Consider the following 16,110-nt stretch of genomic DNA (forward strand, 5'->3'; position numbering starts at 1 on the left):
CTAGCGCGGCACCAGCGCGATGCGGCGCACCGTCGCCACTTCCAGGCCCGCCGTCGGCGCCGTGGGCTGCAAGGTGACCACCAGCGCGCCGGTGTGCAAGCCGGCGAGGAAGGCGCGCGTCTCGTCGCGCAGCACGAAGCTGGCGTCCTTGCCTGCATCGCTGTCGTGCCCCTCGCTGTCGTGCCCATCGCCGTCATGGCCGTGCATGCTCTCCAGGCCGAAGAAGTTCAGCTGGCCCACGAACGCCGGGCTGTCCGGCGTCAGCTCCGGGCGGCGCACGCCGTGCACATACACATTGAACGCGGCGCCGACGAACTCCATCGCCCTGCGGCCCTCGATCGCCAGGATCAGGTGGCCAGCGCTGCGCAGCCACGGCGGCCCGCCCGCCGGCGCGCCGTTGGGCCCGTGCAGCCCGACGGCCGCCGGCAGCTCGCCGAGGCGGATGTCGCCGTCCTCGTCCGGCGCATTCGATTCCAGCACGTCGCGCGCCGCGCGCTGCGCCGACGCGCCCTGGAACGGCAAGCTGCCGGCCGGCCGGTCGAGGTAGGCATCGTAGGCGGCCGGCACGGCAGCCAGCACGTCGCCGATGCGGCCGATGCGGGGCTGGCCGCGGCTGTCGGCAAACGTGAACGTTTTGTCGAGAAACGCGCTGTCCGACGGATTGCTGCCGCCCGCCGCGTTCCAGCTGGCCCAGATGCGGTCGATATTGCAATGGTGGACCCAGAACACGGGATCGTTAGCGGCCCATGGCACGGCCCCCATGCCCAGCTTGGTGCCGATGTCGAGATGCACGGCGCCGTGCAGCAGGCTGTCCAGGTTGGCGCAGAAGCCCGCGTCGCCGTCCTGCGGATTGTAGCTGCCGGACTTCATGCACGCCAGGTCGAGCGCGAGACGGACCGGGCCCGCCGGCAGCGGCGTGCCGGCATTGATCTCGGCATAGCGGTCGGCCCGGTACAGCGCGCCCCACGTGTAATGACCGGGCTGGCGGAATTGAATGGGCAGCGCCTGTTGGGCGGGATCCGTGTAATCCCAGTACGGCAGCGTGAAGCAGTTGTCGCCGGAGACGGCGCGGATCAGGTCTTCGAAGCAGATCAGGTACAGGCGATGCCACGGCAGGAAGTACTCCTGGGGCTGGCCGAGGTGGGACTGGCACGTGTTCCACATATCGTTGGCCAGCGCCATCGTGGCGCCGCCGGCCGGATAGATGCGCGCCAGCTCGGCAGCCTTCGTGCGGTCGCCCCGCACCATGTGGGTGTACCACTGGAAGGTCCACGACAGCGGGTTGGATTCGGGATACCAGCGCTGGCTGTTCATGCGCCGCACGCTGTCGGCATAGGTCGTCAACATGCGCCGCCCGCGATCCGTCGCGAGGCTGTAGCGCATGCGCGTACAGGCCCGCGAGGCGGGGTCGGACTGCGGCAGCAAGACGGCTCCCGCCGCCAGCATGCCGGTCTTCATGAATTCCCTGCGTGAAAGCGTCCACATGGCGGCCTCCGTTAGCACTGCCGGCCCCGATGGCCGGCATCCGTGAGGCACATGATCGCGGGCCGCACGCGGAATGCAAGCGGCGGCGGTGCGCGATGCGGCCGCCGTCAAACTTGGCGCGCTTCGCGGCGCGGGCGTGCAGGATTGGCATTGACATCGCGCCGCGAATGGCGGGCCGGCACATCCGTGTATCCGCATGTATCCGCGGGCCTGCCGTACACGTTCCGGCGCTAGTGCGCTACACGGCGACATACCGCGCATACATGGGCGTGGCCTACTGTGGGCTCACCGACCACACCACGAAAGGAACTACCATGAACCACCGCCACACCGCCGTTGCCGCCACTGTGCTGGCATTGACCATGTCGCTGAGCGCGGCCGCACAGACCGCGATGACGGGCGTCGGCCGGGTCGATTTGCTGCAGAAAGACAGCGCCATCCCCGGCAAGGAGCTGATCCAGGCGCGCGTGGACTTCGGCCACGATGCGCTGGCGCCGCGCCACTCGCACCCGGGCGAGGAAATCGCGTTTGTCCTGAAGGGAACCCTGCAATACCAGATCGACGGCCAGCCGCCCGTCACGCTGCACGCCGGCCAGTCGCTGTTCATTCCGGCCGGCGCCGTGCATTCGGCGCGCAATATCGGCGGTGGCGAGTCGCAGGAACTCGCCACCTATGTCGTCGAGAAAGGCAAGCCGCTGGTGGTGCTGGCGAAGTGACGATCCGGCCCGCCGGGCCGGGTCATGAGGCGGGCTGGGAGTCCGCCGGTTTCTTGTGCGCCGTCTTGCAGGCCGGCTCCTTGCTGGCCACGGAAGCACACAGCCGCTCGCGGCACTGGGCCTCGCCGGCCGCATTATATTGCTTGCAGATTTTTAATTGCTCGGCCGGCGTCGACTTCTTGCCGCGCACATGCGTCATCAGCGCGGCAAGCAATGCCGCATCGCTGTCGGCCTGATTCGGCGCGGCCTTGGCCGGTTTATCGGCCGCGGTTTTCTTGCGCTCCGCCTTTTTATTCTCGGCCTTGCTTTCGGACCTGCTTTCGGCCTTGTGTTCCGTCGAGCGTTCCGCCTTGTGTTCGGGCTTGTGCTCCGGCTTGCTTTCAGCCTTGCTTTCCGCCGCTTTCTTCTGCGCGGGGCGCTCGAGCGCCTGCGTCAGCTGGTCCTTCTTTGCCGCCGGCTTGCTTGGCGCTGCTAATACTTCGGTGACGGACGGCTGTGGCGCCGCAGGGGTCGCCTCCAGCGCGTCACGCACGACGGCAGCGTCGGAGACTGGGGCCGGTGTGGGCACCGGGGTGGGCGCCGGCGCCACGGGCGCGGCGGCAACGCGCGGCGCCGCCGCGGGCGCCGGTGCCGAGGCGAGCGCCACCGTGGTGTCGTCGCTCTCGCGCCCCGAGAGGGTGAACAGGCCGGCCGCGACGGCGATCGTGGCGGCACCGAGGCCGCCCCACAGCAGCGTGCGCGACGTCTTGCGGGCAGGGGCGGACTTCGCCGCCGGTTTCGCATCCAGCGAACTCAAAATTTGGCGCGCCGGTTCCGCGTTACCGCCCGGCGCGATCAGACTTGGCCGGCCGGGACGGGCCGGGCGATCGCCTTGCTCTTGCAACATTAGCTCCTTATTAATTTGCCCGTACTTTACTAGAATCAAGAGAAACTTGCTGCAACTTTTTGCGGTATCGGGTGTCGCGCACCACAATTAATATTTCAACTATTTACTCAACCGTGCGCACCAAGTAAGTTATACTTGCAGGCAATGCTTTAAAGATACGAACGATGCACTGTTGTCGCTGGGGGAGTCCACGATGTGGCTGCTGGCTGTAGGCCTGTATTTCGTGCTGGCCTGCGTCGTCAGCTGGGTGATTCTGTTCCCGTCCGCCCGGGAGATGGTGTGGAACGCGCTGGCGGGCGCGGGGCAGCGGCTGCAGCGCCGGGCCGGCCAGCTGGTGCGCCGGCAATGGCGCGACGCCGGGGCGCTGGGCGCCAGCGGCCGCGCGTCGGCGGGCGCGCTGGGCGCATTCCTGCGCCGCCACTACCTGCTGTGCCTGGGTGGCCTGGTCCTGCTGTGCGCGCCGCCGCTCATTGCGGTGCTGCTGGCCAGCCGGTCGACGCTGAGCGGTTACGAGCCGTCCACGCGCGAGGTGAACACCCAGGTCGCCGACCTGCTCCAGGGCGAGCAGCTGGTGCCGCCGCCGCCGTTGCCGCCACTGGTGTTCGCGTCGGCGGAAGTGGCGCAGGAGCGGCCGATGCTCGTGTCGGCAAGCCGCGATTGGGCGCAGATGCATCCCGTGTTCACCCAGCGGCTGCTGATGGTCTTCAAGATCATGAAGGAGCGGCATGGCTACGACATGGCGATCCTGGAAGGCTACCGCAGCCCCGAGCGGCAGAACAAGCTGGCGGCCCTGGGCCCGTCCGTGACGAATGCGGCCGCGTTCCAGAGCTGGCACCAGTACGGCCTGGCGGCGGACTGCGCGTTCGTGCGCGACGGCAAACTGGTGATCTCGGAGAAGGACCCGTGGGCGATGCGCGGCTACCAGCTGTATGGCGAGGTGGCCGAGTCGCTGGGCCTGACCTGGGGCGGACGGTGGAAGATGATGGATTTCGGGCACACGGAACTGCGCATGCCCGGCGTGATGAAACGATAGGAGTACGACGATGGCAGCACCTTTGATCCGCCTGGGCGACAAGACCTCCCATGACGGCACCGTAGTGGAAGCATCCCGGCTCAGCGACAGCGGCGGCAAGGGGATCGCCCGCGTCGGCGACAAGGTGAGCTGCCCGCGCCACCAGAACGTGACGATCGTGGCCGGCGACCCGACGCTGCTCGTCGACGGCCGCCCGGCCGCCCGCCACGGCGACAAGACTTCCTGCGGCGCGACGCTGATCGCCAGCGCCCAGCACAGCATCGACATCTGCTGACATGCTGTCCTGGTTCCGTACTCTGATCGCGGCCGGCGCATCGTTCGGCGCCGCCTGGGCGGGCGCCGTGTGGTACTGGCGCGCCAACAACGTGGCGCCGGGCTCCGGCGACCTGGCCCTGTACCTGCTCGTCGTGCCGACCGTGCTGCTGCTGTCCGCCCTGGGCATCGCCAAGCTGCGCGAGCGGATGAACGCCGCGCCGGCCACCCCGTCCGCCAACGCCGCCGCCACGCCGGCAGCGGCCGCGCAAGCCGCCGACGTCGCCGCTGTCGCGCCATTGGCGATCGTCGCGGCGGCCGTGCACGTGCCCCATGGCGCCTCGGTGCACGCATGGCGCGATGCGCTGGCCGAAGGCAACGCCCGCCCTGCCCTCGACGATGAACTGATCGACGACTACGGCTACCCGGTAATGGCCGCGCGCATCGCGGACCTTGACGACGAGCCGGTACGCGAAGCCGTCACCGCGTGGCTGGCCGGCCGCACGGTGCCGTTCGACGACGCGCAATGGCGCGCGCTGGCCGCCGGCCAGGCCGTCGCCACCGAACTGGCCGCGCCGCTGGCGGACCATCCGGCGCTGGCCCAGCATGCGGCCCGTGTCGACACCCGCGAGCCGTCGCCGCTGCCCCAGCTGCAACTCCACTTCGCACTACCGGCCGACTGGACGCCGCCGCAGCGTGACGCCGCCGCCGGCTGGTTCGCCCACGTGGTCGCGCACACCGCCGGCTGGCCGGCCGAACGGATCGCCGCCGCCGTCACCGACGATGCGGCGGCTACCCTCGCCCGCCTGTTCCCGGCCGACGGACAAGGCGTGCTGGCCGCGCTCCTGGCGTGCGGCTCGCAGCTCGACACCGCCACGGTCGACCACCTGGCCGCCGGCGGCAAGCTGTTCACGGCACGCCAGCAGCAAGGCCGCATTCCCGGCGAAGGTGCGGCCGCGCTGCTGGTGGCCGATGCGGCCCAGGGCGCCCTGCTTGGCGCGGCGGACAACGGCCTTGGCGTGCTGCGCGCCGTCGCCAGCGGCCAGCGCGAGCAGGATGCCGATACCGCCCGGCGCACCGACGCGCAGGCATTGCAGGCAGCCTGCACGCAGGCGCTCGAGCGCGCCCACGTGACGCCGGACCAGGTGGCGTTCATCGCCGCCGACACGGACCACCGCACGGGCCGCGTGATGGAGCTGATGGCGGTGCTGCCCGAACGCATGCCGCAGCTGGACGCCACCACCGACATCGTATCGGCCGGCAGCGCGTGCGGCGCCTGTGCCCCCGTGCCGTTCGTGGCCGCGCTGGCACTGGCCGCCGTCGAAGCGCACGAGCGCGCCGCGCCCGTCCTGTGCGTCGGCAATCTCGATCCTTACCGCCGCGACGTGGCCGTCATCGCGCCGCCCGCCGCGGCCTGAGTCACAAGCGTATACCTCTCAAGCTATCACCTCTTCTTCATCATGCAAAAAATCTGGCAATTCCTGACCACCCGTACCAGCCTGATCGCGATCGGCTGGGTGGCCTTCGCCGCCTTGCTGCTGATCGTCGCCCGCCTGCTCGAGTGGCCGGCCAGCGTGCTGTGGATCGTGCTCGGCCTGGCGCTGCTGATCAGCGCCGTGCTGTGGCTGTGGCGCCGCCAGCGCCGCGCGCGCGCCGCGGGCAATCTGGGCAATATGCTCGAACAGCAGGTGGGCAAGGCCGATCCGGCCGCGCGCCAGGAAACGGAAGTGATCCGCAAGCGCCTGCAGGATGCGATCGCCACGATCAAGGGCTCGAAGCTGGGCCAGTTCTCCGGTAACGCGGCGCTGTACGAGCTGCCGTGGTATATGGTGATCGGCAACCCGGCGGCCGGCAAGAGCACGGCGATCGCCAGCTCCGGCCTGCAATTCCCGTTCGCCGACACGAAGGTCGTGCAAGGCGTCGGCGGCACCCGCAACTGCGACTGGTTCTTCACCACGGAAGGCATCCTGCTCGATACGGCGGGCCGCTATTCCGTCGTCGACGAAGACCGCGGCGAATGGTTCGGCTTCCTCGACCTGCTGAAGAAGTACCGCCGCAAGGCACCGATCAACGGCGTCATCATCGCCGTCAGCCTGGCCGAGCTGACCCGCAACAAGCCGGAGTTCGCGATCAACCTGGCGAAGAACCTGCGCCAGCGCGTGCAGGAACTGACCGAGCGCCTCGAAGTGCATGCGCCCGTATACGTCGTGTTCACGAAGGCCGACCTGATCACGGGCTTCAACGAATTCTTCCAGGACAGCGACCGCCACGAGCGCGAAAAAGTCTGGGGCGCCACGCTGCCGTACGACCAGAACGTGACGAGCGAACAGCTGCTGGACCAGTTCGACGCCCGCTTCGACGAACTGTACGACGGCCTGAAGGACCTGAGCCTCGCGAACATGTCGCTGGCGCGCGAGCGCATGCCGGCCGGCGTATTCACGTTCCCGCTTGAATTCTCGTCCGTGAAGCCGGCGCTGCGCGCCTTCATCGCCACGCTGTTCGAGGAAAACCCGTTCCAGTTCAAGCCCGTGTTCCGCGGCTTCTACTTCACCAGCGCGCTGCAGGAAGGCGATGCCGTGTCGGCGTCGTCGGCCCGCGTGGCGCAGCGCTTCGACCTGAAGCTGGGCCCCGTCGAACACGAGGAGCACCATGAACAGCAGGGCTACTTCCTGCTCAACCTGTTCCGCAAGGTGATCTTCGCGGACAAGGAACTGGTCGCCCAGTACGCGAGCCCGGCCAAGATCCGGCTGCGCTACGCGGCCTTCTTCGCGGCCACCGCGCTGGTCGGCCTGGCGCTGGCCGGCTGGAGCTGGTCGTACATGAACAACCGCCAGCTGGTGGCCAACGTGCAGGCGGACCTGGACCAGGCGATCAAGGTGCAGGCGAAGAACCTCGACCTGCAATCGCGCTTCCAGGCGCTGGAGATCCTGCAGGACCGCATCGAGCAGCTCGACCGCTACGAGGATGATCGTCCGCTGTCGCTGTCGCTGGGCCTGTACCAGGGCGAGCTGCTGAACCGCAAGCTGCGCGAGGAATACTTCAACGGCGTGCGCGAAGTGATGCTGAAGCCCGTGGCGCAATCGCTGGAAGCGTTCCTGGCCGAGGTCAACGCCAACGCCGGCCAGCTGCAGCCGATGACGAAGCCGGTCGGCGGTGCCGCTCCTGCGCAAACGGCCGATGCGGCCGCCATCAACAACGGCGCGCAGCAGTTCAAGGATGCGTCGCCGGCCAGCGCCGAGGATGCGTACAACGCGCTGAAGACGTACCTGATGCTGGCCGATAAATCGCGCGCCGAGTCGGCGCACCTGAACGACCAGCTGACCCGCTTCTGGCGCGTCTGGCTCGACAGCAACCGCGGCACGATGCCGCGCGAGCAGATGATCCGCAGCGCCGAACGGATGATTTCGTTCTACCTGGCCCAGGTCAACGACCCGTCGTGGCCCGTCATCGACGGCAAGCTGGCCCTCGTCGACCAGGCTCGCGACAACCTGCGCCGCGTCGTGCGCGGCATGCCGGCGCGCGACCGCGTGTATGCGGACGTGAAGGCGCGCGCCGCCACCCGCTACCCGTCCGTCACCGTGGCCCGCATCGTCGGCGAGCAGGACAAGGAACTGGTGCTGGGCAGCTATGCCGTCTCCGGCAGCTTCACACGCCAGGCGTGGGAAGGCTTCATCCAGCAGGCGTTCCGCGAAGCCGCGAACCGCGAGCTGCAAAGCGCTGATTGGGTGCTGAAGACGTCGTCGAAGGACGACCTGACCTTGGAAGGCAGCCCGGAACAGATCCAGAAATCACTGGTGGACCTGTACAAGGCCGAATACGCGGCGCAGTGGCAGAAGTTCATGCAGGGCGTGACCGTGCGCGACCTGGAGACGTTCGATGGCGCCGCCGCCGCGATGAACCGCCTGGGCGACCCGCAGAATTCGCCGCTGACGAAGCTGATGGCGACCGTCTACGAGCAGACGTCGTGGGACAACCCGTCGCTGCTGAACACGAGCCTGGAGCGCGCCCAGCGCGGCATCGCCGGCTGGTTCCGCGAGACGATCCTGCGCCAGAAACCCTCGCAGGTGAACGTCAACATCCCGGCCGGCGGTACGGCGCAGAACGCGGCGCTGCCGATGGGCCCCGTGGGCCGCGAGTTCTCGGCCGTTGCACGCCTCGTCGTCGCCAAGGACAAGGATGCGTCGCTGATGCGCGGCTACATCGACAGCCTGGCCAAGCTGCGCGCCCGCTTCAACCAAATCAAGAACCAGGGCGACCCGGGCCCGGGCGCCAAGCAGCTGATGCAGCAGACGCTCGACGGCAGCGGTTCCGAACTGGCCGATGCGCTGAAATACGTCGACGAGCAGATGCTGGTCGGGATGACGGACACGCAGCGCCAGGCCCTGCGCCCGGTGCTGGTGCGCCCGCTGATGCAGACGTTCGCCGTGATCGTCAAGCCCACCGAGGCCGAGATCAACAAGGTGTGGGCGGCCCAGGTGCTGCAGCCGTTCAACCGCGGCCTCGCGCTGAAGTATCCGTTCTCGACGGAGTCCCGTTCGGAAGCGAGCAATGCGGAGATCGGCGAGATCTTCGGCCCGGATGGCGCGATCGCGAAGTTCTTCAACACGACGATCGGCCCGCTGGTCGTGCGCCGCGGCGATGCGTTGTCCGCCCGCACGTGGGCCGACATGGGCATCACGCTGGCACCGAACGTCGTCGCCAACTTCCCGAACTGGGTGGCACCGCTGGCCGCCGGCGGCGTCGCCAACGCGGCCGCCTCCAGCGGCGGCGAAGGCCAGACGCAGTTCGACGTGCAGGCGCTGGGTGCCGTCGGCGGCACCGAGTTCACGATGGAGATCGACGGCCAGGCACTGCGCTGGCGCGGCCAGCCGCAGCCCTGGGTGCACATGACGTGGCCGAACGCGCGCGGCGTGCCGGGCGCGAAGATCACGGCGATCACGCCGGAAGGCCGCAACGTCGTCGTGCTGGACGAGCCGGGCCACTTCGGCCTGAAGAAGATGATCGAAGCGGCCCAGCGCAAGCGCAAGGACAATGGCGTGTTCGAACTGAGCTGGCAGAACGGCGGCGTGACCGTGATGGCGAACCTGAAGGTGCTGGCGACGACGGCGCCGGCGCCGCAGGCCCAGGCCCCGCAACCGGGCCAGGGCTTCAAGCGCCTGCGCCTGCCCGAGACGATCACCGCACCGGCTCCGGCCCGCGCGCCGGAAGCCCCGGCACCTTCGGCCCCATCCGCACCGGCGGCGCCCGCAGCGCCCGCACCGGCTGCACCGACACCGACCCGCAGCACGGCGGCCGCCGCACCGGTGGGAGCAATGCAATGAGCCGCGCCGTCACTCCCGTGAACGTCGGCTATTTCGGCAAGCTGCCCAGCCGCGGCGACTTCGTCAAGGGCAGCGCCAGCCCGGCCCTGATGCAGGTGCTGGACGACTGGCTGTCGCAGGCGATGGAGCTGATGAGCGCGAACGCGCGCTGGAAGCTGGCGTACGACGCCGTCGCGCCGCTGCACTTCGCGTTCGTCGGTCCGCGCCGGCGCCATGCGATCGGCGGCCATATCCTGGCCAGCAGTGACCAGTCCAGCCGCCGCTATCCGTTCCTGATGGTGGGCGCGATGGAAGTCGCGGAACCGGGCACCTTCGTGCCGAACGCGCCGCTGGTGTTCACCCGCCTGTGGAGCCGTCTTGAAACGCTGGCGGCCGGCGTGCGCGACGCCAGCGACCCGGCCGTGCCGTTGCAGGCGGCCGCCGCGAAACCGATCGAACTGGACCTGCGCGCCGCCGCCTACGATGCCGCATTCGAGGACTTCCTCGAACTGCAGACCTTGACGGCGCTCGACGCGATGCTGGCGCAGGCGGGTTTTGCGGGCACGTCCCGCCAGGTGCTGCTGGCGCTCGGCATGCTGCTGCAGCCGGTGCTGGCCAGCAGTTCCAGCCGCCTTGAAAAAAGCCTGGTGCTGCCGCTGCCGGAAGACCCGATGTACCGCAACCTGGTGGCCGCGTTCTGGATGCACCTGATCACGCCGTTCCTGGCGCGCGCCGATTTCGAACTGGCGCTGTTCGTCACGCGCATCGAAGGCCGGCCGATGCTGGTGCTGGGCTTTTCCGGCGCATCGGCGCAGACGCTGCGCGCGATCATGGACCCGCAGGCCGGGCTCGATCACCACATCGCGTTCGAGGAACTGGACTGGGTCGAAGAGCAGATCGACACCGACTACGCGGTGAAGAAGCTGTCGACCTACCTCGCGCGCGGCGATTTGTCATTGAAGTCCGCGCTGGAATCCGTCGGCACGGCATTTATCGGAACATGAACATGCGATTGAAACCCCTCCTCGCCGCCAGGTTGACGACCGGCGTGCTGGCCGGCCTGCTCGCCATCACGGCGGCGGCGCAAAACACGGCACCGGCGCCGGCCGCGCCGGAACCGGGCCAGGTGCTGGCCAGCGGCACCGTGCCCGACGAAGCGACCAAGGCCGCCGTGCTGGCCAAGCTGCGCGAGCTGTACGGCGCCGACAAGGTCGTCGACCAGATCGCCGTCGGTCCGGTGGCGATGCCGGCCAACTGGAACGACTACGTGCAGAAGCTGATCACGCCCGACCTGCGGCAGATCAGCCGCGGCCAGCTGAAAATCGACGGCAATACCGTCAGCCTGCGCGGCGAAGTGGCCAACGAGGCCGTGCGCCAGAAGATCGCCGGCACGGTAGCGGCGAGCCTGAACCCGACCTACACCGTCAACAACGGCCTGCGCGTGTCGGCCGCCGACCAGGCCGTGCTGGACCGCACGCTGGCCAACCGCACGATCGAATTCGAAAGCGGCCAGGCGACGTTGACGCCGGCCGGCCGCGCGATCCTCGACGAGATGGTCGCGGCGATGCAGAAGCTGAAAGGCCGCAAGATCGAGATCATCGGCCACACCGACAGCGCCGGCCTGCGCGCCAGTAACGTGAACCTGTCGCAGGCGCGTGCCGCCACCGTGAAGAGCTACCTGGCGGCGCACGGCATTCCGGAAGAGCTGCTGAGCGCCAGCGGCCAGGGCCCGGACCGCCCGATCGCCAGCAACGACACGGCGGACGGGCGCGCGCGCAACCGCCGCATCGAATTCCGCCTGGCCCAGTAAGGCCGCAAGAACACCACGGAGAACCCATGTTTACCGCAGAACAGCTGCTCATCCCCATCAGTTCGTCGAATCCGTCGGGTATCGACATCTCGTTCTCGCCCGAGCTGGACGCGATCGCGCAGGCGCGCAAGTTCGACGATCCGTCGCTGGCGCAGGGCGAATGGGTGACGGAGCTGAAGGAAGCCGACTGGGAATTCGTCGTGCAGCGCTGCGTGGCGCTGCTGACGCAGCAGAGCAAGGACCTGAAGGTGGCCGTCTGGCTCACGGAAGCGGCGGCCAAGCAGTACCACCTGCGTGGCCTGGGCGAAGGCTTCCGCCTGCTGGCCGGGCTGTGCGAACAGTACTGGGACCTGGGCCTGTACCCGCAGGCTGACGACGGCGACCAGGAACAGCGCATCGGCAACCTGTCGTGGATCCTGTCGCGCACCCGCTCGCTGGTGCGCGAAATACCGCTGACGGAAGGCCGCCACACAGCCTGGTCGACGGTGGACTTCGAAGCGGCCCGCAAGCGTGCCAGCGCCGGCCAGGAGACGGACGGCCAGCCGAAGCTGGCGGACATGGAAGCGGCCAAGCGCGCCACGTCGGCCAGCTTCGTCGCCGCGTTCAACGCCGACGCGCAATACTGCCTTGACGCGCTGCGCGAACTGGAACGGGTGTCCGATGCGAAGCTGGGCCACGACAGCCCGGGCTTCTCGGCCGCGCGCGACGCACTGGAAGGCATGCTGCACGCGATGCCGGCAGTCGCCGCGAGTCCCGCCGCGCAGGAAGCCGCAGCGACGCCCGCCGGCACGGATGCCGGCAGCGCCACGGCCTCGACCCCGGCACAGCAAACCACCGGCCCGATCCGCACGCGCGCGCAAGCGATCGCCCAGCTGCGCGACGTGGCCCGCTTCTTCCGCGAGACGGAGCCGCACAGCCCCGTGTCCTATTTCGCCGAAAAGGCGGCCAACGCGGGCGAGCAGGACCTGCACACGTGGCTGCGCTCCGTGATCAAGGACCAGGGCTCGCTGGCCCATATCGAGGAATTGCTGGGCGTACCGCCGTCGAATTGAACGCCCGCCTCGGCGCCGTCAGTGCAGGGCCGCGGCGGCGCGGGGCACCAGGTACCAGGCGCCATATGGGTTCGCGAACAGCGAACCCTCGTCGTACTGCACGCCGGGGTGCGCACGCACCAAATACACCGGCGCATCCTCGCTGACGGCAAACGTCTGCCCGTCGCGCACTTCCGGCGCTTCCGTCAGCAGGTAATGCGTGAAGGCGCGCAGCAGTTCCACGCTGTTCGCCTCGGCCGTGATGGCGTCCTTCAGGCCGAAGCAGTGCATGCCGCACGAATACGTCTCCATCCCCGTCACGAACACCACCATCGCGCGGTGCGCCGCAAAGCGGTGCAGGTAGTCGCACAGCCGCAGCCACTCGTCCGGCGCATGGGCGATGCCGGAACTTTCCACCTTGACGCCCAGGCCGCCCGCCTTCACCAGCGTGGCCGCCGCCTTCATCATCGCATCGACGTTGGCCGGCGTGCCGCCATAGCCGATCAGGTAGACGACCGACGCGTGCTTGCCGACGGCCTGCATGGCCGGCGTCCCCTGCCAGTGCGCGCCGGCCGCGCTGAACGCGCCCTGCATCCGCTTGTCGCGCTTTTCCAGCTGGATGTCGCAGCCGAAGCCGGACACGGTGTCCATCAGCACGAGGCCGAACGTCACGTAGCCCGCATCCAGCGCGGCCACCGCTGCGCCGAGCGCCTTGTAGCTCTTCCACGGGCCGGGAATGCACAACACGAGTTCAGGGTGCGGAATGTGGGTGGACATGGTTGCACGCGGAAATAGGTTGTTGAACGATCGGGCGGACCACCAGCGTAACGGCCCGCCCCGCCCGGGGCAAGCCGCCGCGTTGGAGGCAGATCAAGCGCCCGCGACGCGGGCGCGCGCCAGGCATCACTTGACCTTCGCTTCACCGTCGTTTGCCCCTCATTTGACTGTATAGCGGAAAGCCCCCTGCTTGTTGGTACCGACCTTGATCTTCGCGATCGGCTCGCCCTGCGCCATCCGCGCCAGCACGGATTCGGCGATTTCCGGCAGCAAGGTACCGTTGAGGATATTGTCCACGTTGCGCGCTCCCGAGTCGACTTCCGTGCAGCGTGCCAGCACCGCTTCGACAACGCTGTCGTCGTAGCTGAAGTCGGCCTTGTGGTTGGCGGCCACACGGCGGCCGATCTTGTCCAGCTTCAGGCGGATGATGTCCTCCAGCACGTCGTCCGGGATCGGGTAATACGGGATCACCTTCAGGCGGCCCAGGAATGCCGGCTTGAACTGCTTCATCAGCGCCGGGCGGATCATCTCCTCGAGCGCGTCCGGCGCCGGCATTTCTTCCGGCGTCTTGTTCAGGCATGCCTGCATCATCGTGCCGGAGGCGACGTTCGACGTCAGGATGATGATCGTGTTGCGGAAGTCGATCTCGCGCCCTTCCGCATCGTCCATCACGCCCTTGTCGAACACCTGGAAGAACAGCTCCATCACGTCCGGGTGCGCCTTCTCGACCTCGTCGAGCAGCACCACGCTGTACGGATTGCGCCGCACCGCCTCGGTCAGCACGCCGCCTTCGCCATAGCCCACGTAGCCCGGCGGCGAGCCTTTCAGGCCCGACACGCTGTGCGCTTCCTGGTATTCGCTCATATTGATCGTGACGAGCTTGCGCTCGCCGCCGTACAGCGCATCGGCCAGCGCCAGCGCCGTCTCCGTCTTGCCGACGCCGGAAGGGCCGACGAACAGGAACACGCCCTTCGGCTTGTTCGGGTCGTCCAGGTTGGCGCGGGCCGTGCGCACCCGCTGCGCCACCGCCTCGATCGCGTGCGGCTGGCCCAGCACTCGCTGCGACAGCAGGTCCTTCAGGTTCAGCACTGTCTTGATTTCATCCTTGACCATCTTGCCGAGCGGGATGCCGGTCCACGCGGCGACGATCTCGGCGACGATGTGGCCGTCGACCTGCAGCGGCACCATGGGCGTCTCGCCCTGCAGCGCCTTCAGTTCGGCCTGCAGCGCCTGCACGTCGCCCGCCTGGCTGGCGTCGCCGCCGGCTTCCAGTTGCGTACGGGCGGCCTGGATCTGCGCCGTCAGCGTCTTTTCCTTCTCCCAGCGCTCGGCCAGCGTCGCCAGTTCCTCGTCGGTGGCCTTGCGCTCGGCCGCCAGTTCCTTCAGCCGCGCCGCATGCGTCGGATTGCCGGCGCCCTGCTCGCGTTCCAGCGCGGCCTGTTCGGCCGCCAGGCGTTCCAGGCGGCGCGTCAGGTCTTCGATGCGGGCCGGCGTCGCGTTCTGGCCCAGCGCCACTTTCGCGCAGGCCGTATCGAGCACGCTGATCGCCTTGTCCGGCAGCTGGCGGCCGCTGATATAGCGGTGAGACAGGCGCACCGCCTCGGTGATCGCCTCGTCGTACACGCGCACGTTGAAGTGTTTTTCCATCAAAGGCGCCATGCCGCGCAGCATCGCGCAGGCCAGCGTTTCCGATGGCTCCTCGACCTTCACGACCTGGAAGCGACGGGCCAGCGCGGCATCCTTCTCGAAGTACTTCTTGTACTCGCCCCACGTGGTGGCGGCGATCGTGCGCAGCTCGCCGCGTGCCAGCGCGGGCTTCAGCAGGTTCGCCGCGTCGTTCTGGCCGGCCTGGCCGCCGGCGCCGATCATCGTGTGCGCCTCGTCGATGAACAGCACGATCGCATGCGGGCTTTTCTTCACTTCGTCGATCACGTTCTTCAGGCGGTTCTCGAACTCGCCCTTGACGCTGGCGCCGGCCTGCAGCAGGCCCATGTCCAGCGTGTGCACCTCGACGCCCTTCAGCACGTCCGGCACGTCGCCCTGCGCGATGCGCAGGGCCAGGCCTTCGACGACGGCCGTCTTGCCGACGCCCGCCTCGCCCGTCAGGATCGGGTTGTTCTGGCGGCGGCGCATCAGGATGTCGATCGCCTGGCGGATTTCCTGGTCGCGGCCGATGACCGGGTCGACCTTGCCGTCGCGGGCGCGCTGCGTCAGGTTCGTCGTGAACTGGTCCAGCGCCGGCGTCGGCGACTGCGTACGCTGCGTCAGCTCGCCGACCGGATCGGCGCCCTCCTCCGCGCCCGCCGCGGCGGCGGGAGAGGTGGCTTCCTGCGAACCGCTGGTCAGCTTGTCGAAGTGGTGCTTCAACTGGTCCGGCTCGATCTTCGCGAACTGCTTCGACGCGCGGTGCGCCAGCTGCGCCAGTTCCGGCGTGGTCAGGAGCGCATGCAGCAGGTGGCCGCTGCGGATCTGCGCCTGCCGCTCGGGCGTCGCATCCAGCGACGCCAGCAGCCACGCGTGTTCGAACAGCTTCGGCAGCCGCTCCGAGAACACGGGCGTGCGCGTATTGCCGTTCTTGAACTTGGCCACCTCGGCCTGCAGGTCCGCCACCAGCATGTCCGTGCTGACGCCGCACTGGCGCGCGACGACGGCGAAGTCGCTGGACGGCTGCTCCAGCAGCGCCAGGAACAGGTGCTCGATGTCCACCTCGAACTGGCCCATCGACACACAGATGCCGGCAGCGCGCGTGGCGGCGGCGCGGCTGGTGTCGTTCAGCTTGCCGATCAGCGTTTTCAGGTTGATGCTCATCTCTGTGATCCC

The 16,110-nt window shown here is 68.5% G+C and carries 12 protein-coding genes; 8 read left to right on the forward strand and 4 right to left on the reverse strand.

All coding sequences use genetic code 11. The annotated features are described in order from the left end of the window. On the reverse strand, positions 1 to 1,485 hold the full coding sequence (locus IP92_RS22370; RefSeq protein WP_158206631.1) for a tyrosinase family protein: 1,485 nt from the start codon (positions 1,483 to 1,485) through the stop codon (positions 1 to 3). A gap of 314 nt (positions 1,486 to 1,799) precedes the next feature. Between IP92_RS22370 and IP92_RS22375 the strand changes: the two genes are divergently transcribed. Continuing rightward, positions 1,800 to 2,201, forward strand: a complete 402-nt coding sequence (locus IP92_RS22375) for a cupin domain-containing protein (RefSeq protein ID WP_199271868.1) — start codon at positions 1,800 to 1,802, stop codon at positions 2,199 to 2,201. Between the two features lie 22 nt (positions 2,202 to 2,223). Here IP92_RS22375 and IP92_RS22380 read toward each other — a convergent pair whose 3' ends face one another. Beyond that, complete coding sequence (locus tag IP92_RS22380; RefSeq protein ID WP_145879359.1) at positions 2,224 to 2,997, reverse strand: hypothetical protein; 774 nt, start codon at positions 2,995 to 2,997, stop codon at positions 2,224 to 2,226. Positions 2,998 to 3,280: 283 nt separating this feature from the next. On the opposite strand from IP92_RS22380, the gene IP92_RS22385 reads away from it, so the two are divergent. Genes IP92_RS22385 through tssA form a run of 7 tightly spaced genes read left to right on the forward strand, consistent with a single transcriptional unit; the run spans position 3,281 to position 12,534 of the window. Further along, positions 3,281 to 4,120 (forward strand): M15 family metallopeptidase, encoded by an 840-nt coding sequence (locus tag IP92_RS22385; RefSeq protein ID WP_145879361.1) that lies wholly within the window; start codon positions 3,281 to 3,283, stop codon positions 4,118 to 4,120. Positions 4,121 to 4,130: 10 nt separating this feature from the next. Continuing rightward, positions 4,131 to 4,394, forward strand: a complete 264-nt coding sequence (locus IP92_RS22390; RefSeq protein ID WP_145879363.1) for a PAAR domain-containing protein — start codon at positions 4,131 to 4,133, stop codon at positions 4,392 to 4,394. Position 4,395: 1 nt separating this feature from the next. Beyond that, positions 4,396 to 5,790, forward strand: coding sequence for a hypothetical protein (locus tag IP92_RS22395; RefSeq protein ID WP_145879365.1), 1,395 nt, complete (start codon positions 4,396 to 4,398; stop codon positions 5,788 to 5,790). A 42-nt stretch (positions 5,791 to 5,832) separates the two neighbouring features. Beyond that, on the forward strand, positions 5,833 to 9,693 hold the full coding sequence (gene tssM, locus IP92_RS22400; RefSeq protein WP_145879367.1) for a type VI secretion system membrane subunit TssM: 3,861 nt from the start codon (positions 5,833 to 5,835) through the stop codon (positions 9,691 to 9,693). Further along, entirely contained in the window at positions 9,690 to 10,676 is a 987-nt protein-coding gene (gene tagF, locus IP92_RS22405; RefSeq protein WP_145879369.1) for a type VI secretion system-associated protein TagF, read from the forward strand. Before tssM ends, tagF begins: the two co-directional genes overlap by 4 nt. 2 nt (positions 10,677 to 10,678) lie before the next feature. Beyond that, positions 10,679 to 11,482 carry an OmpA family protein gene (locus IP92_RS22410; RefSeq protein WP_199271867.1) on the forward strand — a complete coding sequence of 268 codons (804 nt, stop codon included), beginning with the start codon at positions 10,679 to 10,681 and terminating at the stop codon, positions 11,480 to 11,482. Between the two features lie 26 nt (positions 11,483 to 11,508). Continuing rightward, on the forward strand, positions 11,509 to 12,534 hold the full coding sequence (gene tssA / locus IP92_RS22415; RefSeq protein ID WP_145879374.1) for a type VI secretion system protein TssA: 1,026 nt from the start codon (positions 11,509 to 11,511) through the stop codon (positions 12,532 to 12,534). A gap of 18 nt (positions 12,535 to 12,552) precedes the next feature. Here the strand turns inward: tssA and IP92_RS22420 are convergent, their stop codons facing one another. Both IP92_RS22420 and tssH read right to left on the reverse strand, forming a co-directional pair. Then, complete coding sequence (locus IP92_RS22420; protein ID WP_145879376.1) at positions 12,553 to 13,290, reverse strand: DUF4261 domain-containing protein; 738 nt, start codon at positions 13,288 to 13,290, stop codon at positions 12,553 to 12,555. 159 nt (positions 13,291 to 13,449) lie between these two features. Then, the gene (gene tssH, locus IP92_RS22425) at positions 13,450 to 16,098 is read right to left on the reverse strand and encodes a type VI secretion system ATPase TssH (RefSeq protein WP_145879379.1); all 2,649 of its coding nucleotides are present in this window, start codon (positions 16,096 to 16,098) and stop codon (positions 13,450 to 13,452) included. Positions 16,099 to 16,110 lie beyond the last annotated feature (12 nt).

The sequence above is a fragment of the Pseudoduganella flava genome (genome assembly GCF_007830495.1).
GTDB classification, from domain to species: Bacteria; Pseudomonadota; Gammaproteobacteria; order Burkholderiales; family Burkholderiaceae_D; genus Rugamonas; species Rugamonas flava.